This is a genomic window from Exiguobacterium sp. MH3 (genome assembly GCF_000496635.1).
Lineage (GTDB): Bacteria > Bacillota > Bacilli > Exiguobacteriales > Exiguobacteriaceae > Exiguobacterium_A > Exiguobacterium_A indicum.
Genome location: NC_022794.1, coordinates 194,541 through 219,405 on the forward strand (window position 1 = coordinate 194,541; position 24,865 = coordinate 219,405).

At 48.5% G+C, this 24,865-nt stretch carries 23 protein-coding genes; 17 read left to right on the top strand and 6 right to left on the bottom strand.

Going from position 1 to position 24,865, the window contains the following annotated elements:
• Window positions 1–117 precede the first annotated feature (117 nt).
• From U719_RS01105 to U719_RS01145, 9 genes are all read left to right on the top strand, one after another.
• A complete protein-coding gene (locus tag U719_RS01105) occupies window positions 118–1,494 on the top strand; it encodes an amino acid permease (RefSeq protein WP_023466759.1) in 1,377 nt (458 codons plus the stop codon).
• A gap of 120 nt (window positions 1,495–1,614) precedes the next feature.
• Window positions 1,615–1,914, top strand: coding sequence for a rhodanese-like domain-containing protein (locus U719_RS01110; RefSeq protein WP_023466762.1), 300 nt, complete (start codon window positions 1,615–1,617; stop codon window positions 1,912–1,914).
• 179 nt (window positions 1,915–2,093) lie between these two features.
• Window positions 2,094–4,049, top strand: coding sequence for a methyl-accepting chemotaxis protein (locus tag U719_RS01115; RefSeq protein ID WP_235147613.1), 1,956 nt, complete (start codon window positions 2,094–2,096; stop codon window positions 4,047–4,049).
• A 168-nt stretch (window positions 4,050–4,217) separates the two neighbouring features.
• Window positions 4,218–5,405: a DUF2157 domain-containing protein gene (locus tag U719_RS01120; RefSeq protein ID WP_023466765.1), complete on the top strand. Its 1,188-nt coding sequence runs from the start codon at window positions 4,218–4,220 to the stop codon at window positions 5,403–5,405.
• The gene (locus tag U719_RS01125) at window positions 5,402–5,845 is read left to right on the top strand and encodes a GDYXXLXY domain-containing protein (protein ID WP_023466766.1); all 444 of its coding nucleotides are present in this window, start codon (window positions 5,402–5,404) and stop codon (window positions 5,843–5,845) included. Before U719_RS01120 ends, U719_RS01125 begins: the two co-directional genes overlap by 4 nt.
• Window positions 5,846–6,217: 372 nt before the next feature.
• Entirely contained in the window at window positions 6,218–7,075 is an 858-nt protein-coding gene (locus U719_RS01130; RefSeq protein ID WP_023466767.1) for an S-adenosyl-l-methionine hydroxide adenosyltransferase family protein, read from the top strand.
• A complete protein-coding gene (locus tag U719_RS01135; RefSeq protein WP_023466768.1) occupies window positions 7,072–7,623 on the top strand; it encodes an ECF-type riboflavin transporter substrate-binding protein in 552 nt (183 codons plus the stop codon). The genes U719_RS01130 and U719_RS01135 overlap by 4 nt, the downstream gene beginning before the upstream one ends.
• A gap of 70 nt (window positions 7,624–7,693) precedes the next feature.
• Window positions 7,694–9,397 (top strand): DUF3744 domain-containing protein, encoded by a 1,704-nt coding sequence (locus U719_RS01140; protein WP_023466769.1) that lies wholly within the window; start codon window positions 7,694–7,696, stop codon window positions 9,395–9,397.
• Entirely contained in the window at window positions 9,388–10,212 is an 825-nt protein-coding gene (locus U719_RS01145) for an energy-coupling factor transporter transmembrane protein EcfT (RefSeq protein ID WP_023466770.1), read from the top strand. The genes U719_RS01140 and U719_RS01145 overlap by 10 nt, the downstream gene beginning before the upstream one ends.
• 61 nt (window positions 10,213–10,273) lie before the next feature.
• On the opposite strand, the gene U719_RS01150 is transcribed toward U719_RS01145, so the two are convergent.
• The 4 genes from U719_RS01150 to folE2 form a co-directional block, all read right to left on the bottom strand.
• Entirely contained in the window at window positions 10,274–12,067 is a 1,794-nt protein-coding gene (locus tag U719_RS01150) for a carbon starvation protein A (RefSeq protein ID WP_023466771.1), read from the bottom strand.
• A gap of 139 nt (window positions 12,068–12,206) precedes the next feature.
• A complete protein-coding gene (locus U719_RS01155) occupies window positions 12,207–12,902 on the bottom strand; it encodes a LytTR family DNA-binding domain-containing protein (RefSeq protein ID WP_023466772.1) in 696 nt (231 codons plus the stop codon).
• Window positions 12,883–14,649 (bottom strand): LytS/YhcK type 5TM receptor domain-containing protein, encoded by a 1,767-nt coding sequence (locus tag U719_RS01160; RefSeq protein WP_023466773.1) that lies wholly within the window; start codon window positions 14,647–14,649, stop codon window positions 12,883–12,885. Before U719_RS01160 ends, U719_RS01155 begins: the two co-directional genes overlap by 20 nt.
• 110 nt (window positions 14,650–14,759) lie before the next feature.
• Window positions 14,760–15,665 carry a GTP cyclohydrolase FolE2 gene (gene folE2, locus U719_RS01165; protein WP_023466774.1) on the bottom strand — a complete coding sequence of 302 codons (906 nt, stop codon included), beginning with the start codon at window positions 15,663–15,665 and terminating at the stop codon, window positions 14,760–14,762.
• A gap of 331 nt (window positions 15,666–15,996) precedes the next feature.
• On the opposite strand from folE2, the gene U719_RS01170 reads away from it, so the two are divergent.
• From U719_RS01170 to U719_RS01205, 8 genes are all read left to right on the top strand, one after another.
• Complete coding sequence (locus tag U719_RS01170; protein ID WP_041255251.1) at window positions 15,997–16,854, top strand: TerC family protein; 858 nt, start codon at window positions 15,997–15,999, stop codon at window positions 16,852–16,854.
• Between the two features lie 165 nt (window positions 16,855–17,019).
• Window positions 17,020–17,784 carry a TerC family protein gene (locus U719_RS01175; protein WP_023466776.1) on the top strand — a complete coding sequence of 255 codons (765 nt, stop codon included), beginning with the start codon at window positions 17,020–17,022 and terminating at the stop codon, window positions 17,782–17,784.
• Window positions 17,785–17,835: 51 nt separating this feature from the next.
• Window positions 17,836–18,969 carry a YfbR-like 5'-deoxynucleotidase gene (locus tag U719_RS01180; RefSeq protein WP_023466777.1) on the top strand — a complete coding sequence of 378 codons (1,134 nt, stop codon included), beginning with the start codon at window positions 17,836–17,838 and terminating at the stop codon, window positions 18,967–18,969.
• Complete coding sequence (locus U719_RS01185) at window positions 18,966–20,168, top strand: multidrug effflux MFS transporter (protein ID WP_023466778.1); 1,203 nt, start codon at window positions 18,966–18,968, stop codon at window positions 20,166–20,168. The genes U719_RS01180 and U719_RS01185 overlap by 4 nt, the downstream gene beginning before the upstream one ends.
• Window positions 20,169–20,319: 151 nt before the next feature.
• Window positions 20,320–20,547 (top strand): hypothetical protein, encoded by a 228-nt coding sequence (locus U719_RS01190; RefSeq protein WP_023466779.1) that lies wholly within the window; start codon window positions 20,320–20,322, stop codon window positions 20,545–20,547.
• Entirely contained in the window at window positions 20,537–21,058 is a 522-nt protein-coding gene (locus U719_RS01195) for an NfeD family protein (RefSeq protein ID WP_023466781.1), read from the top strand. Before U719_RS01190 ends, U719_RS01195 begins: the two co-directional genes overlap by 11 nt.
• Window positions 21,055–22,575, top strand: coding sequence for a flotillin family protein (locus tag U719_RS01200; protein WP_023466783.1), 1,521 nt, complete (start codon window positions 21,055–21,057; stop codon window positions 22,573–22,575). Before U719_RS01195 ends, U719_RS01200 begins: the two co-directional genes overlap by 4 nt.
• 49 nt (window positions 22,576–22,624) lie before the next feature.
• On the top strand, window positions 22,625–22,840 hold the full coding sequence (locus tag U719_RS01205) for a hypothetical protein (protein WP_023466784.1): 216 nt from the start codon (window positions 22,625–22,627) through the stop codon (window positions 22,838–22,840).
• Window positions 22,841–23,114: 274 nt separating this feature from the next.
• On the opposite strand, the gene U719_RS01210 is transcribed toward U719_RS01205, so the two are convergent.
• Together U719_RS01210 and U719_RS01215 are read right to left on the bottom strand one after the other, a co-directional pair.
• On the bottom strand, window positions 23,115–23,963 hold the full coding sequence (locus U719_RS01210) for a DegV family protein (protein ID WP_023466785.1): 849 nt from the start codon (window positions 23,961–23,963) through the stop codon (window positions 23,115–23,117).
• A 16-nt stretch (window positions 23,964–23,979) separates the two neighbouring features.
• Entirely contained in the window at window positions 23,980–24,801 is an 822-nt protein-coding gene (locus U719_RS01215; RefSeq protein WP_023466786.1) for a biotin/lipoate A/B protein ligase family protein, read from the bottom strand.
• Between the last annotated feature and the right edge of the window lie 64 nt (window positions 24,802–24,865).

A 24,865-nucleotide genomic window follows, 5' to 3' on the forward strand; every position in this document is an offset into this window, starting at 1 on the left:
TGGTAAGAAATATACATTGAAAACGTTTACAAAATCGACACATCTTCTTTATACTGACAACGTAGCGGTACGGGGAACTGCTAAGAAACAAACAGAGACGGGAAGGACGTCGTAAAAATGAAACAACAGACAGAGTTGAATCGGGGACTGGAAGAACGTCATATTACACTGATGTCGCTGGGGGCGGCAATCGGTGTCGGACTCTTCCTAGGGTCAGCAAAAGCGATCCAATTAGCAGGACCAGGGATTTTACTTGGTTATCTGATTGGTGGTGTCATCATTTTCATTATCATGCGAGCACTTGGGGAGCTTGCAGTGCGGGAGCCGGTGGCTGGTAGTTTTGCGGAGTATGCCCGGAAGTATGTCAGTCCATTAGCTGGCTTTTTAACAGGTTGGAATTATTGGTTACTCTGGATTTTTACGTGTATGGCGGAAATCACAGCAGTCGGTATTTACATGAAAGTATGGTTCCCGGATTCTCAGGGGTGGGTATGGGCACTAGCAGCACTTGTCTTGATGACGAGCATCAACTTCATTGCTGTTAAATTTTATGGTGAATTCGAATTTTGGTTTGCGTTGATTAAAATCGTCGCGATCGTCGCCATGATCATCTTAGGGACCTTGACGATTGTCATTGGTCTTGGAAACGGCGGCACACCGGTTGGGATTTCGAACCTGTGGTCACATGGTGGATTCTTACCGAACGGATTCGGTGGAGTACTCCTTGCCATGCAGATGGTCATGTTTGCGTTCTTAGGAATTGAAGTGATTGGGGTCACAGCAGGGGAAGCGAAGAATCCGAAGAAAACGATTCGAAAAGCCGTCAATAACGTCTTCCTTCGGATCTTAGTATTCTATATCGGAGCGCTCTTCGTCATTTTATCGATTTATCCGTGGGATCAAGTCGGTGCGAACAATAGTAGTCCGTTTGTATTACTATTTCAATCGCTCGGTATTGAGTCAGCAGCCGGCATCATCAACTTCGTTGTCTTAACGGCAGCACTTTCGTCATGTAACTCGGGTATCTTCTCAACAGCCCGGATGATGATGAACTTATCCGAGAACAGTGAAGCACCACGTCGTTTCTCGAAAATCTCGAAAAACGGTGTTCCAGCACTGGCGACGATTCTTTCAGGTGTCGCCTTGCTCGTCGGTGTCGCTTTGAACTACTTCTTACCGGAAGATGTTTTTGCAATCGTTACGAGTATCGCAACGTTCGGTGCCGTCTGGACGTGGGCAATGATTCTGATCGCTCAGATGCGGGCGCGGAAGGTACATGGTTCAGCAGAATTTGCTGTTCCGTTCTTCCCGGTCGCGAACTATATTGCCCTTGCGGCACTTGCTGGTGTCATCGTCTTGATGGCATTTGACGCAAGTACACGCATCGCTTTGGTCGTTGGACCACTGTGGTACGCAATTCTGATTGCCGTCTATTATGCACGGGGAATGCATAAGGAGACACGTCAGTCGACGCGTCAGGCATCAGGAGAATAATGAGATGGGCGGATCCGCAAACGGGTCCGCTTTTTCATCACTTCGTATCAAACGGTTTCGTTTTGTTTTGATGATGAATTTGCTACACTTACGGCAGAACCATACAGGAGGTCATACAAAATGAAAACGATTCATGTAGACGAGTTACAAGAACGATTAGAGGCAGGCGAGGCGTTACACGTCGTTGACGTCCGGGAGCAGGATGAATACGATGCAGGACATATTCCGAACGTCCGCTTCCTTCCGATGTCTGAAATCGGTGAACGCTATACGGAGCTGCAAGAAGGTGAAACCTACTACTTAATCTGTAAAGCGGGCGCGCGAAGCGAAAACGTCGGTCGTTTCCTCGAGCAATATGGATACGACATCGTCAACGTCGAAGGCGGCATGATGAACTGGAAGGGCGATCAAGAAGCATAAGAGGAAGCGTTACCAAGGAAGACGACTCCATGAGAGTCGTCTTTTTTTCATGTGAATCAATGAACGATTATCGATTTCTCTATGAACATTTTTCGTTATTCTTCCGATAAAGAAGGTAGAATAGCGAGTCCTTGCACTCGAGAATGGAGTGACACATGGAACAAAAGATCAAACGAACGATGAGTATCAAACAAAAATTAATTCTGACATCGATTCTCCTATTAGTAATCCCAGCGCTCGTGATCGGATTTGTTGCCTACAATCAGGCGAAACAAACAATGACGGAGCAAATTCTACAATCGGCACATGGTGGAGTCGATCGAATGAACGATGAGATTCAGAATATCATTGATCCGATGCGACGCGATGTCGCCTTTTTTGCGGACCGAATTGACGGGACGCTCTATCAAAAAGGAAAACAAAATGCAGCGTTGAAGGAAAAAATGACGGAATATCTCGACATGCATCCGCAAGCGGCGAACATCTATTTCGCGACGACAGAAGGGGATATGAACATTTTCCCGGAACAAGTCATGCCCGAGGATTATGACCCACGTGAGCGCTCGTGGTACCAATCGGCTGAAGCAGCCGGTGGAAAAGTCGTCATCACCGATCCATACGTCGATGCTGCCTCGAACAAGATGATGGTGACATTGTCACAAACGACCGGAAACGGAAGAGGTGTCGTGGCGATTGATGTCGATGTCGACCGCATCGCGGAAATCGCGAAAAAGATTAAAATTGGTAAAGAGGGTTATGTGACGATTCTCGATTCGAATAAGAAGTTCGTTACGCACCCGACGCTAAAACCAGGTGAAAAGGCAACAGGGAACTGGGTTGCGCCACTCTACGATGACCCAGCCGGACAATTTTCGTATGAATTCGAAAATGAAGGTAAACAGATGGACTTCATGACGAACGATTTAACGAAGTGGAAGGTTGCCGGAACCCTGTACGATCATGAAATCACCGATGCGACGTCGAGTATTCTGTGGACAACGCTCGCAGTCATCGGCGGAATGTTACTCGTCGCAGCCGTCTTCATCTACTTCATCCTTCGCTCGATTCTTCGCCCACTCGGTCATTTGACACGTGGAGCAGAACGGATTCAATCTGGTGATTTGACGGAACCTGTCATCGTTGAATCAAACGATGAAGTTGGACAGGTCGCACAAAGCTTTAACGTCATGGTCGACTCACTCCGTTCAATCATCATCAATCTCGATCAGTCAATCACACAAGTGGCCGGTTCGTCACAGGAATTAATGGCGAACTCTGCTCAGACGACGTCCGCATCGGAACAAATCGCGGGATCGATTCAACAGGTCGCAGCAGGAGCGGATCAATCGAAGCGTCAACTCGATGCGAACGCCGTCTCGCTCCAGTCGATTACAGCTGGCATCATGCGAATTGCTGAGAGCTCAACGGACGTCTCAGAGCTATCACGTTCAACGGCTACAGAAGCTGAGAACGGAACAGTTGCTGTACTGCAGAACGTCCAGCAGATGAAAGAAATCGATGCCTCTGTTCAAAACTTTGGTGGTGTCATCAGTTCACTCGCACATCGTTCAAATGAAATCGGGAAAATCGTCGATGTCATCAACGGCATTGCCGAACAAACGAATTTATTGGCACTGAACGCGGCGATTGAAGCAGCACGGGCAGGCGAAAACGGAAAAGGGTTCGCCGTCGTCGCAAGTGAAGTGCGTAAACTAGCAGAGCAGTCACAGGATTCAACGAAGCAGATTGCGCAGCTCATTCAAAACATCAAGCAGGAGACGGATCAATCGGTTACGATGATGAAGGAAGTCTCGGGACAGACGAAAGCTGGCTTGTCGACGACAGAAGCATCGGCAGAGCGATTCCAGAAGATTCTCGAACGGACGCAAGAGATGACACCACGAATCGAAGACGTGACGGCAACTGTCGAGGAAATCGCAGCGAACGTTCAAGAAGTGTCAGCATCGGCGACAGAAATCGCTCATATCGCGCAAGAGAATTCGTCGGCGTCGAAACAAGTCGCAGCGACGACGGAAGAACAGTTGAGTGCGATGGAAGAAATTTCGCAATCCGCTAAAGCATTATCCGATATGGCGGAAGAGCTACAGGTACTCGTTGCCCGTTTCCGTGTTTAAGCCATCGATTAAAAAAAGCAAGGAAGCTAGTCTTCCTTGCTTTTTTTGTCTGTCACCATTCTGTGACGAACTGAACAAATAGCTTGGAATCCTTGTGAATCCGGGCTTGAGATGGTACTAAATCGGGAATTTAATAAATATCTAAACACTTCGAAGGAGGTGGGTGCGATGAAGCAGTTACGCAAGATGAGAGAGTGGAGTGAAGCGGGGCTTTTGGACGAAGCAACCGTCAAACGAATCATCGATTATGAGAACAATCGTAAGGAAAAGCAACGTCTACCGCTCTTGTTGATTGTAGGGGGTACGTTCGTCGTATTGGCTGTGTTCAGCTTTTTAGCCGCTAACTGGCAAGTCATGCCGGTCGGATGGAAAATCGGACTTGTCGTAGCACTCATGTGGAGTTGTTACGTCATGGCGGATCTTTCGGAACGTCGGAGTATGTTGCATCCGATTGTCTTCCGAATCGGTGGAATCCTAGCGTTTGGCGCCTCGATTCTCGTCGTTGTTCAAAGTTTCCACTTGCCGATGGAAGGATCATTACTCGGATGGTGTGTGTTTGTCGCCGCGTTAGCGCACTATGTGCTTTGGCGTCATGAAGCATACGGTGTCGTCGCCTTCCTTTCCGGATGGACGATCTTTACGAGTCTCGGTGGTTTTGGTCAGGAGCAGGCGAGTTATCTCGACTGGACATCGTTCGGTCTGATGGTCGTGCTGTCGTTCAGTTGGTTTTACTTCAGCCAACGTCTGCCATCGCTTTTGTTTAGCTGGCTGTTTCTCTTCTTCAGTGGTCTCTCCTTGTTTCTCCTTGTATCATATGACGGATTCCTGTGGCCGGTCTGGACGCTATTTTTACTCGTTCCCGTTCTCTGGCTTGTTCGTGAGGAGTCCAATCGTCGGATCGTCGAAATGATCTATCTGATCGTTGCTGCCATCAGTTCGATCGTCTATCTGTCTGTACGTGCGGAATCAAATGCCGCATTACCATCTATGACAGAAGCGATTCTGCTAGCTATCGTATCCATTGGGTTAGGAATTTTCCTCTATCAAAAACGTCGCTCCTTATTGTTTATCGTTCCGCTTGGATTCGTTGGAGTCCTGTGGCTTGATGAACAGGCCATTCTACTCGCCATCCTCGTTGAACTATCGGCGCTAGTCTATTTGTTGTATCAAGAACGTCGTCATGCGATCATCTGGCCAGCCTTCCTCTATTTCATTCTCGTTCAAATCGCGATATACGTCATCTATGCGTGGGATCGGTTGAACATGTCTTTGTTTTTCCTCATCGGTGCGCTCCTCATCTTCCTATTGTCGGGTATCTTATGGTGGTTACGCCGTAGAGGAGGTGTGACGTCATGAAACGCTATTTAATGCCTGTATTGCAGACGTGCGTCGTCGGTCTGTTGATCGTCAGCTTTTTTGCGACCTCCTGGTTCGGAACATCGTACCGTTTTCGGGCAGAGCCGTTTGATCCGTTTGATCCCGTTTACGGTGAATACGTGATGCTGCAGTATCCGGATTTAAAACCAGGTCCGACGATTCAAAATGGGCGTGTTTATGTCAGCTTCAAGACAGATGCTTCTGGTTATGCTCAAATCGACCGGATTTCGAATGAACGATTCTTCGGAAGTGTTGCTGGCGATTATTACGATCAATACGTGTCGATTCCACAGTTGACGCAGTATTATGTCGAACAGGGAAGCGGAAAACAATATGAAAAAGCAAAAGCACTGGAAGTCCGTGCAGATGTGTCACCATGGGGAACGATCCGGACGACGAATTTAAAAATTTCTGAGTAAAAAACCTTGCGTCAGGAATGAAACGGTTGTACTATTAATTTAAATTTTCAGACAACTAAATCTGCATGCGTAGACGGGAAGAGTAAAGTGATCAGAAATCGATAGAGAGTCTCTGTTGCTGGAAATGAGACGATTTCGTCATTTGAAGATGGTCCCGGAGCAGTCGGAAGAACGTGAACCGTGTTCATCAGTAGAACCGACCGGTAGGACGGATACCGTTAGCATTCCAGGGAGTCTCGTACTCCTAGAGGTGGCTGAACGTGAGTTGAGCCATGAACGAAGGTGGTACCACGTGATCAGACATCACGTCCTGAGAGATAAGGGCGTGGTGTCTTTTTTGTGGAGACGTTCCCGCAGGAGGAGGATGACGAGATGGCAGAAGCATTGGTATTGCAATCAGACTTTGGCGTGAGTGACGGGGCAGTGAGTGCGATGTATGGGGTTGCGCATAGCATCAATCCAGAGATTCGGATTTTTGATTTGACGCACGACATTCCGCCCTTCCACATTTGGGAAGCGTCCTATCGGTTACTGCAGACGGTACCGTACTGGACGGAGCAAACGGTGTTCGTTTCTGTCGTTGATCCAGGTGTCGGATCGAGTCGAAAGAGTGTCGTCGCGCGGACGCATGCGAATCAATACATCATCACACCAGATAACGGAACGTTGACGCATCTTTGGCAAGCCGGATACATTGCTGAAGTGAGGCAACTCGATGATCGACGGCATCGCTTACCTCGAATGGGTGAATCGTATACGTTTCACGGACGAGATATCTTTGCCTTCACGGGTGCTCGGTTATCGAGCCATGTCATCACCTTCGAGGAAGTAGGACCCGTTTTACCTGCTTCGGACATCGTCTTGCTCGACCGGACAGTTGCCTCGTCGTCGGATACCGGTGTTACCGGTATCGTCGAGATTCTCGATGTTCGCTTCGGAAATGTCTGGACGAATATTCCGGTCGCTCTCGTCCGTCAGGCGGGTCTCGACATCGGTAGCCACGTCAAGGTAACGATTTCGTACCGAGAACGGATTGTTTACGAACAAACACTGCTCTTTGGTCATTCGTTCGCCGATGTGCCGGTTGGTTCAGGCGTCGTCTACATCAACTCGCTGGATCAGATTGCTCTTGCCTTGAATCAAGGTTCGTTTGCGCATGCATTTGAGGTTGGAATCGGAAATGATTGGAGTGTTAACGTACAACATATTAAAGGAGGAGATCGAACATGAAAGGATTTACGACAAAACAGATCGTCGCAACCGGGATCGGAGCAGCAGTATTCATCATTTTAAGTCGATTCGCTGTGATTCCGACAGGCGTACCGAACACGTCAATTGAGACATCCTATGCATTTCTCGCATTCATGGCAGTTTTGTTCGGACCAGTCACAGCCGGTTTGATCGGTCTGATCGGTCATGGATTAAAAGATGCGATTTTATATGGGTCCCCGTGGTGGAGCTGGGTCATCGTATCCGGGTTCGTCGGTTTTGGCATCGGATTGATCGCTAACCGGATTCGTCTAGAAGAAGGCGGATTGACGACACGTAAAATCGTCTTATTCAATGTCACACAAGCCATCGTGCAAGCGATCGGTTGGATCATCATTGCCCCGGTACTCGATATCTTAATTTACACGGAGCCAGCGAACAAAGTCTTCGTCCAAGGGGCTGTCGCTGCGACATCGAACATCTTGACAGTCGGTGTCATTGGAACGTTGTTGCTCGTCACCTATGCGAAAACAAGAAGTAAAGCAGGCAGCTTGAAACGCGAAGCTTGACCGAATGAGCTATGATCCTGTGCGAAGAGACGGCAGGATCATAGCTCATTTAGCTTGGGGGGAGAAGGATATGACAAACGTAATCGAATTTCAGGATTTTTCATTTACATATCGGAGTCAGTCGGAACCGACACTCCGGCAGATTCAATTAACGATTCAAGCAGGCGAACGCATCTTAATCGTTGGACCGTCGGGTTCAGGAAAAAGTACGCTCGCCCAGTGCATCAATGGGTTGATTCCGTTCTCATACCCTGGAACGTGGGAAGGACAGGTCCTGATCAAAGGGCAGGATGCCCGGGAGTTATCGTTATTTGATCGTTCGCTGCATATTGGAACGGTGTTACAGGATCCAGATGCGCAGTTCGTTGGTTTATCGGTTGGCGAAGACATCGCCTTTGCGCTCGAAAATAAACAGACTGGGCGACCGGAAATGCAGGAGATCGTCGAACGTGTCGCACGGATGACGGATGTCGAGACGCTCTTGCAAGCACGATTAAATGATCTATCAGGAGGACAACGACAACGGGCGGTATTAGCCGGAGTCCTCGTCGAAGATACGGACATCTTACTGTTTGATGAGCCGCTCGCGAATCTCGATCCAGTAGCGGGACAAGAGGCGATGACGCTTATGGATCGACTGCAACGTGATACGAATCGCACATTGATTGTCGTCGAACATCGGATCGAGGATGTACTCGTCATTCCGTTTGACCGCATCATCGTCATGGTCGATGGCGAAATCATCGCTGATGATCATCCGGATGTCATCTTGAGTAACGGAAAACTGCAAGAAGCGATCTTGCGTGAACCTCTCTATGTCAGTGCCGCACGCTGGGCTGGGCTTGCCGTTCAACCTTCAGATCAGCCGAGCCGCATCGATCCCTTTTTAAAGCGATTCAACCAGACGAACGTGTTAGAGCGTTTAGAGAAAGCACCCCAAAAAGAGGTTGCAACCTCTACTTCATTGCTTGAACTCAATCAGTTGGCGTTTCATTATCGTCAAGGAACGCCGGTGCTTGAGAATGTGACGGCGACTTTTCAAAAAGGAACACTGACGACGATCGTTGGTCAGAATGGTGCCGGAAAATCCACGCTTGCGAAAGTGTTGAGTGGTTACCAACGGACGACAGCTGGTCGGATCCTGCTTGACGGAATCGACATCACGAACCAATCGATCGCAGAGCGAGCAGGAACGATCGGATTCGTTCTGCAAAATCCGAATCATATGATTTCAAAACACCTCGTGCAGGAGGAAATCCGCTACGGGATGCAGGCGCTCGGACTGAGTGAGGCGGAAGAAAACGAGCGTCTCGAGCAGACATTACGTCGTTGCGGATTATATCCGTTTCGTAATTGGCCGATCCAAGCACTGAGTTTTGGTCAGAAGAAACGAGTGACGATTGCTTCGATTCTCGTTCGACGACCGGATATCTTGATTCTCGATGAACCAACAGCCGGTCAAGATTATCGGCATTATTCGGATATGATGGACTTTTTAGAAGGATTGAAGCAGGACGGAATGACGTTACTCATCATCACGCATGACATGCATCTCGTCTTAGAATACAGCGATCAAGTCTGCCTCGTGCAAGCTGGGCGTATCCGTTATGCTGGAACATCATTTGGACTGCTGAATCAAGAACAATTGCTGCATCATGCCCATTTAAAACAAACATCGCTCTTTACGCTAGCGCAACACCTCGAAGTCGATCCGGAACGATTCGTCGAGTCCGTGATTACGGCGGAGCGAAAGGAGCGGGAACAATGGCTGTAGAAATGCTTGGCTATATTGAAAAAACGTCACCGATTCATCGATTGACGGGAACGACGAAACTGATCGGATTCTTATTATTTACGACAGCAACGATGTTCACCTATGATACACGTGTCTTACTTGTAATGGGGTTAGTCAGTATCGTGTTATTCCGATTGTCGCGTATCCAGTTTCGGGAAGTCCGCTTCGTCTTGATCTTTACAGCGATTTTCGTCCTGATTAATGCGCTCGCTGTTTATCTGTTCGAACCAGAGCAGGGCGTGGCAATCTACGGATCGCGTCACGTCTTACTTGAAGGAATCGGACGATTTACGATGACCGCAGAACAATTATTTTATCTGTTCAATTTAATCTTAAAATACAGTGTGATCGTTCCGATTGCTGTGTTGTTTCTCGTCACGACCCATCCGACGGAGTTCGCTTCTTCTTTGAATCGGATTGGTGTTCCGTATAAGATCGCATTTGCGGTCTCCTTAGCGCTCCGTTATATTCCGGACGTTCAATCTGATTTCCGGACGATCGCGAACGCTCAAGAAGCACGAGGGATTGCTGTCTCACACGGCTCCCTTTGGCAGCGGGCACGCAATAGCATCCAGATTTTACTTCCGTTGCTATTTACGAGTTTGGAGCGGATTGAGACCGTCAGCAATGCGATGGATCTCCGTGGATTCGGTGCCGGACGAAAGCGAACGTGGTACAACCAACAGACGATGACACGAATCGATTATGTCGCGATCGGCTGTGTGCTACTTTTGACGGTTTTGTCATTCGTCGTCACTTTCTATGATGGTAATCGCTTTTATAATCCGTTTTAAAAATGAGATACGAAAAAGGCAGTGGATGCGTCCACTGCCTTTTGTCATATGACCAATCCGCTTACGCAGATCGTTTTTGATTTTCCCAACGTGGTGAATTCAACAGTTCAATCCATTTCTTGACGGCTGAGATCGTGATGACGATCGCGAGCAGTCCCATCGTTACGGACAAGACCGTATTCAAGATGCTGAAACCTGGAGAATCGGGATTCGCATAGACGTTTGCGACCATCCAGATATCCGCGAACGTTACTGTGATCAGAAGATAGACGAGCGGGATGAACGTCGTCAGCGCATAGACTTTTTTATCGGCGATTTTCAAGATGATCGTCGTTCCGATGATCAAGCCGATTGAAGCCATCAGCTGATTCGATACCCCGAATAATGCCCAAATCGAACCGATGTCACCCGAAAACAGGAGATAGCCCCAGAAGAACGTCCCGAGTGCCGAAGCGAAGATCGCACCTGGAATCCAGTCGACACGTTTGAGTGGTTTGTAGAACTCCCCGAAGAAATCTTGAATCAAGTAACGGGCGACGCGTGTTCCTGCATCGATTGCGGTTAAGATGAAGACCGCTTCGAATAGAATGACGAATTGGAAGAAGAATCCGGCAATCTCTTTGAACCACGGGATGGCGCGGAAGATGAATGTCATACCGACGGCGAGTGAGACGGCACCACCTGTTCGACCTGCCAGATCGAGACCGATTTCACGGGATAAATCATCAAGATAGACCGTGCTCATACCAAGCGTCGCGAATACTTCTGGTGTTGAGTTGATGGCGAAGTAATCACCGACTTCAAGCGATGTCGCAGCGATCAACGCCATGACGGCAACAAGACATTCGACAAGCATGGCACCGAAGGCGACCGGTTTGATGTCACTCCACCGATTGATCATCTTCGGTGTCGTACCAGAACCAACGAAAGCGTGGAAACCAGAAATCGCACCACAGGCAATCGTGATCGAGATGAATGGCCAGACTGGACCAGCGATGATTGGACCACCGCCATCAACGAACTTCGTAAATGCCGGGAATCGAATGTCTGGGTTGATGATGAAGACACCAACGATCAAAGCAAGGAAGACACCGATTTTCATGAAACTCGATAGATAGTCGCGAGGTGCGAGTAAGAGCCACACTGGCAGTGCAGCAGCGAAGAATGCATAAATCGGTAAAGCAATCGCGAGTTGACGTGACGACAGATCGAACCAATCGCCGATGAATGTTTCCGTTAACTGAGGACCAAAACCAATCGCAGCTAGAATCAGTAAGAAACCAACTGTTGAAGCAAGTGCTAAGTTACCACCTTTACGTAAGTAAATCCCAACGAACATCGCAATCGGAATCGTCGAGAAGACAGCGAATGTACCCCATGGGTTATGTTCAAGGGCGTGTAAGACGACCATCGATAGACCAGCCATCGTGATTGTAATGATGAAAAGCATCGCAAGACCGGCACAAAAACCAGCGACGGGACCTAATTCTTTTTTAGCGACTTCAGAGAGCGATTGACCATCTTGGCGCATCGAAGCAAAAAGGACGACCATATCATGGACCGCTCCACCGATGACGGCACCGATTAAGAGCCACAGTAAGCCGGGGAGATATCCGAACTGAGCAGCAAGGACAGGTCCGACGAGTGGACCGGCAGCAGCGATTGCCGCAAAATGGTGTCCGAACGAGACCCATTTGTTCGTTGGGACGTAATCTTTTCCATCCGCTAATTTATGAGCGGGCGTTTCGCGATCATCTTTGATTTTTAAGACTTTCGCAGCCATGAACGTGCCGTAGAGACGATACGCGATTAATAAGATACAGATGACAGCAATAACGATTGGAGTAGCGCTCATCTAAAATTCCTCCTCTTGAATGAACTATGATGGATTTAGTATACAAGTTATGGAAGCGCTTTCTTTGATTTTTAGATGAGTTGTCGGTTTCGTTCGATGAAAGGTTGAAAATGGACCTTGAATCACAAAAAAGAAGCGCTCAAATACCGAGCGCTTCTTTCAGTAGTTTGACATACGTCCGACTGACTGGCACATCAATCTGATGAATTTTTAAATTATAGGCTCCGTTGAACCAAGGTTCGATGGCATCGATTGCTGATAAGTTGACGAGGTATGAGCGGTGAACCCGTAAAAAGCGATGATCTTGAAGCTTTCGTTCAAGTTCGAGTAAGGTCTCGTTCGATGGATACGCATGGTGCTCTGTGACGATCTTCGTCTTTCCGTTCTCAGCGACGATATAATTGATATCTTGAGGAGACAATAATTTCAGTTGTTCGCCCGTCTCGACGGCTAAACGTTCAAGGCGAGGGGCTTTTTTCGGCAGCGGTCGCGCGACTTTTTCAATCGCACGGACAATCCGTGCCGGATCATATGGTTTCAAGATGTAGTCATAGGCATTGAGCTCAAACGCTTCAAGCGCATGAGCATCATACGCCGTCACAAACAAAAGAGCCGGAGGACGTGGCATCGACTTTAAGCGTTTAGCGACTTCAAGACCACTTCCGTCCGTCAGCTCGATATCGAGAAAGACTAAGTCGGGTTGAAGGGAGCGAACGAGTCGTTCGGCTTCCTCGACACTACCGGTTTCCCCGACGACTTCAAGACCGGCTGCGGTCACGTGATAACGGAGCTCGTCACGTGCGAGCGGTTCATCTTCAATCAACAAGGTGCGCATGCTGAATCTCCTTTCTGACTTCAATCGGGAGACGAATCGCGATCGTCGTGCCGTTTTGACCGTCACTCGTGATCGTAAACTGTCCCTTTTCACCATATAAACTTCGAATCCGTTCTGCCGTATTGAATAATGCGGTACCGGTGCCTGAGGACGGAACGACTTCTCGACCGAGACGGGCAAGGCGCGAGGCGTCAATCCCGCGTCCGTTGTCGACGACTTCGAGACACAGCTGGTCTGCCTCACACCATGCCGTCACCCCGACATATCCTGTCTGTTCAGAAGAAAACGCATGAAGGAACGCATTTTCGATCAATGGTTGTAAGATGAACGGTGGAACGAGTAAAGCCGTCGTCTCGTCTGCTAAATCGATATCGAGAAACGGGCGATTCGGAAAACGAGCGGCTTCAAGAGATGTGTATGCTTCGATGTGCTCGAGTTCCTTTTGGAGCGGAATTTTCGTCGATCGTGCGCCTTGGAGGTTACTGCGGAAGAACGTCGACAATTCGAGCAACAACGTGCGTGCTTGTTCGACATCCGTCCGGCACAGTGCATAAATCGTATTGATCGCATTAAACAGGAAGTGGGGATGAATTTGTGCTTCGAGTGCCCGGATCTCGGCATCCTTCAGTAAACCGGCTTGCCGCTCTGCGTTCCCGAGTGCTAGTTGTGTCGAGAACAGTTTCGCTAATCCTTCAATGAGTTCGACTTCGACGGCGTCGAGCAATTCGGCATGAGGATAATAGACTTTCAACGTCCCGATCGTCGTTTCCCCGACGATGAGCGGAGCGATGATGCCGGCTTGAAGCGGACAATCCGTTACGGGACAGCCGATATCGAGTCGTTCCGTCACAAGACGAACTTGTCCGTCTTGCAAGACATGCTCAGTCGGTTTCGTCGTCCAGTGACTCCCAGCTTGATGGTGGTCGCTCCCGATACCGATATGGGCCAGGATGATGGAACGATCCGTCAGTGAGACGGCTTCGGCTCGCGTTTGCTGCAACAGAATTTCCGCGACAGCTTCTGCCGTATGGATATGTAGACCACGCGTCAGATGCGGAAGCGTCAAATCGGCGATATGCAACGACCGTTCGGCTTCTCGTGCCCGAACCGTTTCCTCTTCTCGCGCAGCAAGGCGGATGATCGATAAGAACAACCAGACACCGAGGACGTTGATCAGTGTCATCGGTAAGAAGATGAACTGGACGAGTTCGACTGCCGCATCAAAGGGGCGGGCGAATAGTAAAATCAACGACATTTCAAACAGCATTAAAAAAGCAGTCAGACACACGGGCAATAATGCTTGGCTACTGAGACGGTCGCGCCAATAGGAGCGTAAGAGACCGCTGACACCACCGGCGATGACGGTCGAAAGCGCGCAAGCGAACGCTGTGAATCCGCCGAGGGAATACCGGTGAACCCCGACGATGAGTCCGGTCATCAATCCACCGAGCGGACCAGCGAGCAGTCCGCTGATGACGACGATCATCGTTCGTGTGTTTGCAATCGCTGATGTTCCGTCGACTTCTTCGAGCCAAGCATGGGGTAAGAATTCAGCTAAATCGACTTTGACCCCTGTATAGTTACTTAAAATGCCGTACGTCGCAAAAAACAGGACGAGAACACGGAATTGCCAGCCTGCTTCCGGTTGACGCAGTAGCCGTCGTGTCGGTCCCCACTGGGCGAGGATGAACGCTAAGATGATCATGATACCAAGTCGTTCGAGTAAAAAAGGAATCAATTCTAACATGTGCATTCCTCCATTCGAGTTAAGTGTAAACGCTCGCAAAACGGAGGGCAATGCCGGTATACAAAAAAAGCCGTACTCCCTCGGATTAAGAGGGAGTACGGCAGACTTACTTATTGTGCGTCTTTATCGAACGTGATCCGTGCGATCGCGTCGTGTTGGTGAATCGTTTCTTCGTTACGGCATTCGACGTAGAACGAAGCGATTGGATCCATTTCGTACAAATCAGCAGCAATCAAGCGAACCATATCTTCTACGAAACGTGGATTTTCGTATGCCATCTCTGTCACGCGCTTTTCATCCGGACGTTTGAGTACTGGGTGAAGTGGCGCTGAGGCATTGGATTCTGCAGCATCAAGCAATGATTGTTTCCAGTCAAAGTCTTCTGCTTCATCACGTAACGATGCTTCCATCGTGACGTAACCACGTTGGTTGTGAGCACTGTATTCGCTAATTTCTTTTGAACATGGGCAAAGTGTCGTGACGTTGATCGTCAAGCCGACAGACAATGTCGCTTCGTCTGTTTCCGTGTTGACGCTGACCGTTTGCCATACTTCGGCATTCATCAAGCCGCTAAGACCTGTTGCAGGTGCTTTACGTGTGAAGAACCATGGATAACGGATCGTCAATTGACCTTCCGTTTGTTCCATGCGGTCTGCTAAATCACGCGCGAATTGAATGAGTGACTCGTTCGTGACCGTCCATCCTTCGTTATGGTATTGATCGAGTTGTTCCGTTAAACGGCTCATGTTGATCCCTTTACGGTCTTGTACAAGTGATGTCGACAATTCGAAGGTCGCGACTGTCGCTTGTGTTTTGTCTCCGTCTTGGATGACGACAGGATGTTTGACGTTTGAGATTCCAACAGCATCTAGTGCAAACAGGAAGTTCTTCGGTGTATTTTGCAAGTCGACCATCTTATCTTTTTCAGTCGGTTTTGTTCCTTTGATCGGTGGTACCGAACCGAACAGCTTATGGCGCTCTTCTTTTGTTGGTAACGTAATCGGGTAGGTAGACATATTCATTGGCCCCTTTGTCCTTTTGTAGTGTTTCAATAGTAATAACATGACAGGAATGCTAGAGACGAGCAAGTCTGATGATTCCGCAAATGTGTTTCATCTTTTCATCGCTAGAAGTATTGTCTTGAATTTTATCACGAACGTTCGATAAACGAAACTCGCACGACTCAAAATCGACACATTCTATATCTGTAGGAATAACTTACTTGCAATCGGGTATACTATCCTATAGTATATGTTCAGGTGAACGTGTAATCATTGTTTTTTTTCGTCATGGTCAATAATTGAAGTTTTTTTATTTTACAGGTAGTAAGAGAAAGGGATGACAGAGATGGATTGGCAGTTATTATTACAGTATGCCTGGGTCGTACTCGTCTTGATCGCGCTTGAAGGATTACTTTCAGCGGATAATGCACTCGTACTCGCGGTCATGGTCAAGCACTTACCAGGAGAACAACAAAAGAAAGCACTTTTTTATGGACTAGCTGGAGCGTTCGTCTTACGATTCGCGGCATTGTTCGCGATTTCGTTCCTCGTCGATATTTGGCAAATCCAAGCACTTGGAGCGGCGTACTTGCTCATCATGGGACTACGGCATATTTATAAGACCGTTAAAGCCAGAAAGCTCGGTGAGAACCATGGGGCTGAAAATGAGCTAGATGAAGAACCGAAGTCGGAAGAGCCAGTTTCAAAAGGTGAATTCTGGCGGACAGTTGCGAAGATTGAATTTGCAGATTTAGCGTTCGCAGTCGATTCGATTCTTGCAGCAGTAGCACTTGCCGTTGCCCTTCCAAACTGGGGATCAGGCGAAATCGGTGGTTTGAACACAGGTCACTTCATCGTCATCTTAACAGGTGGTTTGATGGGTGTCGTCTTGATGCGGTTCGCAGCACGTGTCTTTGTTAAATTACTCGCAGATCGCCCAGGTCTTGAGACAGCAGCGTTTGCGATTGTTGCCTGGGTTGGTGTGAAGCTAGCCGTTCTTGCGCTCGAACACCCGAAATACCACGCATCAATCGAAGGAACAATCTTTGAAGCCTTAAAACTTCCTGAAGGATTTGCCCACAGTACACCGTGGCAGGCTTTCTTCTGGACAGTCATGGTCGGTCTTGCTCTTTGGGGTTGGTTCTCTTCACCAAAAACGAAACCAAATCCAGATGCTGAAAAGAAAGTTGATCAAAACTTATAAGAAATGGAAACGATCCGTCGATGACGGGTCGTTTTTTTGTGTTAGGTTTTCTTAAACAATGGGAATAAAACACAAGGTTAAGTACTTGAGTCGAGCTTTCATCTTTTTCTTTCCGATCGACCGGCATATAATAAATAGACTGAACAATAAAGGGGATTCGTTAGTATGGATATTGGATTAATTACACAGTATGCGACCGTCGGGCTCGTACTGATCATTTTGCAAGGATTACTATCCGCCGACAATGCGATGGTCATGGCGGTCCTCGTCCGACCGTTACCAGACGATCAACGTAAAAAGGCGCTTTTCTATGGTCTCGTCGGAGCACTCGTCTTACGTTTCGTGGCAATCTTCTTTGCTTCGTACTTAGCGACGATTTGGGAACTTCAAGCACTCGGGGCGATTTATCTCTTTTATGTCGCGTTTAAAGGAATCGTCGAGGCACGATCGAATAAACACCAAGTACCGGATGCAATTGCCTCACAAAAAGCCTCACCGAATTTTTGGTGGACGGTCGTCAAAGTCGAGTTCTCTGATTTAGCGTTTGCGGTCGATTCAACGCTTGCTGCTGTCGCCATGGCAACGACATTACCGATGATTGGTGGAACGATCGGTGGTCTGAATACAGGACAATTCTGGGTCGTCTTCTTCAGTGGGATCATTGGTCTCGTCATCATGCGTTACTTCGCGAGCTGGTTCGTCGTCTTGCTCCAAAAGCGACCAGGCATCGAAGAAGCTGCCTTTTGGCTCGTCGCATGGGTTGGTGTAAAACTGGTCGTCATGACACTCGCGCATCCGTCAATCGACGTCTTGCCGCATGAGTTTCCAGAGAGTACACTATGGCAAACGATCTTCTGGGTCGTACTTGCTCTGATTTTAATCATTGGTTGGTTCCGTAGCGGAAGCAGTTCAACCAAATCAGCAAAATAATACAATGGCGGGCAGGGTACTCTCTGTCCGTCTTTCGTTAGGAGAGATTTCATGCAAAACGGTAATTTCATTCGAATGCTGACACGGATGCAAAACGTTCCACGGTGGGATGAATATGCACCACGTTTTCCGGACAACGCAGCCAGTCACAGCTTTCGTGTTGCCTTATTCAGTTTGATGGCAAGCTATTTAGAAGAAGCAGACGGGCAAACACCAGTCGATCGCCTGACATTGCTCGGAAAAGCCTTATTCCATGACATGAACGAAGTCATCACCGGACCAATCAAACACCGGACAAAAAAAGAGCCAACGTTACATGCACACATTCAGGCAATGGAACAACAAGCAAGTGAACAGCTCGTTGCCTTACTCTCAAAGTCGCTTCAACCAGCGTTCACGACATACCTCGTGCATGCAGAGGATGAATCGCCGGAAGGGCGGATCGTCGAAGCCATCGATACGTTCGATGCGATGTTGTACGCACGCCGAGAAGCACGGATGACGGAGTCCGTCTTTTTCGAACAAAAAGCAGCGGAATTACAGGCTGTTCTAGAACGACACCCACTCGTTTCAATCCGTCGCTTGACACAGTCGGTCATGGAAGAGGATGAGATGTCTCATTTCATTGAAAACGTCTTGATGATGGATACGATTCGGCGCTGGAAAGGACGTTTCAATACGATTGATGATAACGACGCGACACATGCGTTTCGAGCAGCCTCGCTTGGTATCTTCAATGGTCTGATTGAATCAGAGAAGTACGGCGTCACGATCGACATCGAAGAAGTCGTCTCGCGTCTCTTGTGTCATGATCTCGTTGAAGGAACGACGGGAGATGTTCTTGGACCTGTCAAACATGCGACACCGGTCACAGCAGCAGCCTTCGAAGCTTACGAACGGGCAGAAGGAGAGACGTTGATCAATAATTTACCGAAAGAAATCCGAGCACCATTTCGTCGGTTCGTCGTGGAAGCAAAAGACGAGACATACGAAGGACAGATGGTCGATGTGATCGATAAACTCGATGCATTGATTAAAATGAACATGGAACGGAAGTTGAACGGGGTCGAGTATGAGACCGGTTACCGCGCACAACTCAAAAAGGTTCAGATGACATATGAAAATCCATCGGTCGTCTTTTTCCTCGCTTATGTCTTGCATGATTTGGATTACGTGACGTCATGACGAAAGAAACCATGACCCCACGCCGCTTAACGTTGATCTTGATCCTCGGTTCGCTTGCTGCACTCGGACCGCTCTCGATCGACATGTATCTACCTGCTTTTCCAGATATGTCACGCTCGTTTGATGCGAGTGCATCACTGATCCAATTAAGTTTGACGGCTTGTATGCTTGGGATGGCACTCGGACAGTTGATTGTTGGTCCGCTGAGTGACGTTCGCGGTCGTAAACGACCGCTGATGGTTGCTCTGCTCGCATATCTGCTCGCGTCTCTCGCCTGTGCGATGGCACCGACGATTGAAGTGTTGATCGCGCTTCGATTCATCCAAGGGGCAGCTGGAGCGTCAGGAATCGTCATTTCCCGGGCAATCGTTCGTGACTTGTTTGACGGACCTGAATTGACGCGGTTTTTTGCTGCCTTGTCACTCGTCAACGGAACAGCACCAATTCTCGCACCCGTCATCGGTGGACAAATTCTTCGGTTCGGTGACTGGCATTTCGTCTTCTACTTGCTTGCGATTTTAAGCACGATGATGTTACTTGCTGTCGCACTCCGTTTACCGGAAACGCTTCCGCTTGATAGACGTGTTGAAGGAAACCTGACGACGACGTTGAAGACGTTCGGACGTTTGTTGACGGATCGCGTCTTCATTGGCTATGCGTTCGCGCAAGCATTCGTCATGGGCGCGATGTTCGCCTACATCTCCGGTTCCCCGTTCGTCTTACAAAATATTTATGGCGCTTCACCGCAACAGTTCAGTTTTTTGTTCGGTTTAAACGGAATCGGAATCATCTTAGCAGCACAGATCGCCGGTCGCCTTGCGGGTCGTGTCGATTCAGAGCGGCTGATGAGAATCAGTTTGACGATCGTTGCGAGTGCGAGTATCTTATTGTTCCTCGCCTTGACGTTAACGGATCAGCTGATCTTCGTCATGATTCCACTATTCTTCGTCGTTTCAAGCGTCGGTTTGATCTCGACACTCGGTTTTACTTTAGCGATGCAAAATTACGGAGCAACGGCAGGCAGTGCCTCGGCTCTTTTAGGGCTCTTGCCGATGCTCGTCGGCTCGCTCGTGTCACCACTCGTCGGGATCATGGGAGAACAATCGGCTGTTCCGATGGGACTGATCATCATGACCTTAGATTGCCTGGCGCTCATTCTCTATTATGGTCTGATTGTTCGTCGACCGAATCGTTCATAAACGCTAATTATTCAAAAACGTTTGTCCTCTGTAGGGGATGAACGTTTTTTCTTTTAGTGAAAGGAAAATAAATGGAATTCATTTTGAAACATTTTCTAAAAAATAAGCGTAGAAGAGAAAGAAAGCCAGTACTTCAGAAAGGAGTGGAGCGATGAAACAGGAGTTGCAGCGTGAACGAGAACCGTCGATTGAGGCAAGATTAGCACGTCATTTTGCCGCACAGAAAAAATACTTACGCCGTCAAGAAGAGGCAATCGATCAACGAGACAAAGAATTGGCTCGTTTATTGTTTGAGGAAAACCGGACTGCTTATCAAAGGGCTTACCACAAACTGTATGGCTCACATCCTTACATCGAGGTGAACGAAGATGGACGTTAGTACACTTTATTTATATGCGTTAGCGGCCGCTGCTTGTGGTGTGTTTGTGTCCATCCTATTCTCAGACGTCATTCCAGGCGTCGACCAAATCTTTCATCCCACGTTGATCTTATCTTTTGTCATCATCACGTCAGCGATCGGATTCGGACTCGAACAGCTCAGTCCGCTGCGTTCGATGTTGATTTTAATCATCAGCAGTGTGATTGCGTTATTAGTGACGACGCTGATGCATATCTTTTTATTCGTTCCGATGGCACAAGCCGAACAGTCGCTTGGATTTTCGGAACAGATGCTAGAAGGACGCAGCGCAACCGTCATCGTGCCGATTCCGACTGAAGGATATGGTGAAATCTTACTTGATGACGTCTCAGGGCGCGTATCGAAATCAGCCGTTCTATTTGAAGGACCTGCCTTACCACAAGGAACGAAGGTGCTCATCATCGAGATCAAACAAGGCGTCGCGTCTGTCGTGACGTACCCCCAACAATGGAAAAAGGAGATGTTTACATGAATCCAGTGTTAATCGTATCAATCGTCGCGGTCGCGTTGATTGTTGCCTTAATCGTCTTATTCATTACGAAGTACCGAACAGTTGGTCCGGAAGAAGCGTTGATCGTATCGGGTAGTTATCTCGGAGGACGCAACGTCAATACCGATGAGTCCGGCAACCGAGTGAAGATTATTCGCGGCGGCGGAACATTCGTGTTACCTGTCTTCCAACAAGCGACACCACTGAGCTTGTTATCGAGTAAACTCGAAGTCACGACACCCGAAGTCTATACGGAGCAAGGTGTACCGGTCATGGCAGACGGTACAGCGATCATCAAGATCGGTAGCTCGATTTCTGAGATTGCAACGGCAGCGGAGCAGTTCCTCGGGAAATCAAAGGAAGAGCGGGAAGGGGAAGCGCGTGAAGTTCTTGAAGGACACTTGCGTTCGATTCTCGGGTCGATGACCGTCGAAGAAATTTATAAGAACCGTGATAAGTTCTCACAAGAAGTCCAGCGGGTCGCGTCTCAAGACCTGGCGAAGATGGGACTCGTCATCGTTTCGTTTACGATCAAAGACGTCCGTGATAAGAACGGATACTTAGAGTCACTCGGGAAACCGCGGATTGCACAGGTGCGCCGGGATGCGGACATCGCAACAGCGGACGCGGAAAAAGAGACACGCATCAAACGGGCGGAAGCTTCAAAAGATGCGAAAAAAGCAGAACTCGAACGTGCGACAGAAATCGCTGAAGCGGAAAAAGAAAATCAATTGAAGATGGCAGATTACCGCCGTGAACAAGATATCGCGAAGGCGAAAGCCGACCAAGCGTATGATCTTGAGAATGCACGCGCGCAACAAGAAGTCACCGAGCAACAGATGCAAATCAAAATCATCGAGCGTCAAAAACAAATCGAGCTCGAAGAACGCGAAATCCTCCGTCGTGAGAAACAATATGATGCGGAAGTCAAAAAACGCGCCGATGCCGATCGTTACTCGATTGAGCAAGCTGCCCAAGCGGACCGTGCGAAGCAATATGCGGAAGCAGATGCAACGAAATACCGGATCGAGGCATCGGCAAAAGCAGATGCAGAACGAATTCGTCTGGATGGTCTTGCAAAAGCGGATGCGGAGCGGGCACAAGGGGAAACGGAAGCGGAGATCATTCGTCTGAAAGGTCTTGCGGAAGCAGAAGCAAAAGAAAAAATCGCGCAGGCGTTCGAACAATTCGGGCAAGCGGCGATTCTCGATATGGTCATTCGGATGATGCCAGAGTATGCGAAAGAGATTGCAGCACCACTCGGCAACATCGATAAAATCACAGTCGTTGATACAGGTAGTGGTGAAGGTGGCGGTGCGAACCGTGTCACCGGTTACGCAACGGATTTGATGGCGTCGCTGCAAGAAACATTAAAGGCGTCGTCAGGATTAGATGTCAAAGAGTTGATCGAGAACTTCTCCGGTAAAGGAACAGCAAAACCGTTGACGGTCAACTTGAATTCCCATGATGCGGTGGCAGCGTCGAAAACAGAAGACTGATATAATAACTAGGCACTCGTAGAAGTAGTTTCTGAAAGGATATCTCATCATGGATAGTTTAGCTCTACTGCAAGAGCGCTGGATGCTGTTGCTTCCGTTCCTCGTCGTCTTCTTGATCAACGTCGGGTTATTGACTGCCCTTCTGAAGAAGCGACGTGATTTACCGAAACTGTTAGTCTTCGGAATGGGTGGGATGGCGATCGTGTTCATCGTCTCCTCGCTTGGATTAAGCATGGCACTGCTGTTCTTCGGATACAATTCATAAAAAACGGAGCTGACTCAAAAGTCAGTCTCTACAAAGATAGGGGTGGCAGAATGATGATCTGCCACCCCTATCTCGTAATAAAAAGAATGACTCGTCACACGCAACTCCTACAGGAAAAAGCGCATTTATGCGCTGTCAGAGACAAACAAGACCCGCTTTCCTGCTTGAATGAAGCAGGAAAACTGGCTTGTGTCTCGCCTGAGGAAAGGGCGTGAACAGACGAGTCATTCTTTTTTTGAGTCAGCCTCGTTTAATGAAGTAAGAATAAATGCCGTTAACGTGGAAGGTCATACCCAATGACGACGAGTCCCGGTCCTGTATGTGAACCGATCGCTGCGCCGGCGATCGTCAAGATGACTTCGCTTGGTGAAAACTGTGCTTCAATCAATTGTTTTAATTGTTCTGCGCGTTCGATCGAATCCCCATGACCAATCATGATTCGATGTCCGTCAATCGCAGGGCGTGCTTCTTCCATCCACTCGACGATCCGGTTCATGACTTTTTTCTGACCACGGATCTTCTCTTTTGGGATCAACTTCCCGTCTTCGACTGTCAATAGTGGCAAGATCGATAAGAGACCACCAATGAAGGCGCTAGCTCGCGAAACACGTCCACCGCGCATCAAATATTCGAGTGATTCGACTGTAAACAGATGACGAATCGTATTTACCTTGGCTTCAGCATAAGCCACTGTTTCTTCAAACGAATGCGTTTGTGCGTATTCTGCGACGTCGAGAACGAACAATCCTTGTCCTGTCGAAGCGGTTTTCGTATCGAGTACGAGATAAGGAACGTTCGGATATTTTTCAGCGAGTTCCTCTGCTAGCATCTTCGCGGTTTGAAATGTTCCCGATAATTCGCTCGAGAAGGCGAGGTAGAGGAAGGGATCCCCTTGTTCGAAGTGACGCGTGAACACCTCGACCATCCGGCTGACTTCTGCTTGGAATGTCTTTGGTGCTGCACCGTCACGCATCTTATCATACAGTTGTTTTGGAGATATCGATTCTCCGTCGAAGAACGTGTCTTCGTCGATCAATACGCCGAATGGCATGACCGTAAAATCATAAGCATCTAACATGTCTTTTGGTGCATCAGCACCACTATCTGTGATCAATCGGATCATCACGTTCTCTCCTTTCTTAACCTAGGGCTTTTTCGTTTCGATCAAGCATCCGACTCAAGTTGACGCCGAAACGCTGATTCTCGAGTTCCGTCAAAGTTGCGGGCGTCAAATCAGCGCCGAGCGCAAGTAACGCTTCATATGCACGACGTAAGCACTCCTCGACCGTCAAGGAAGTACCGAGCAGTTCCTCAAGTGACGCCATCGTTTCCGGAACGACAGTCGGATAGACGAATTTCGTCGTCTCACCTTGAAGCGCTGCCGCGTAAAAGTCACGGACTAAAGCGGCGCGTTGACTTCCGCTTCCATTGACACAAAGATAGATTTGAACGGCAACTCCTCCACGAACACGACGCTGGGAGATACCAGCGAATTTTTTACCGGCAATCGATAAGTCATAAGAACCGGGACAATACGATCCGACGACTTCACCAGCGACGATCGCGTCCGTTTCTTGTGCGAACATGCGGCGAACGAGCGCAAGCATCGCTTCATAACCGCTGTCGATATCAATCCCACCGCGTTCCGGTAAGACGAGTGAAATATTCAAGACACCGGCGTCGAGGACGACGGCAAGACCACCTGAGTTACGAACGACGGGCGAGAAACCATGTTCATGCAGAACGGCTACACCGTCAGCAAGATGAGGAAGACGGGCATCCTGGATGCCGAGGACGACGGTTTCGTGGTGAATCCAAGAGCGGAGTGCGGCTCCTTCTGTTGCAACGGAGGCACATAATGTGTCGTCCATCGCAAACGATTGTGTCGCATGGAAAGCAGTTCCGAGTGACGTTTGATCAAAAATACGATAATGTTCTTGTTTTAAGAGTTCGATTCCCATAGGCTCGTTCCTTTATTGTAGATTTGCGACATCATTATAGCACAGGGTGTGTAAAGTTTCTGTG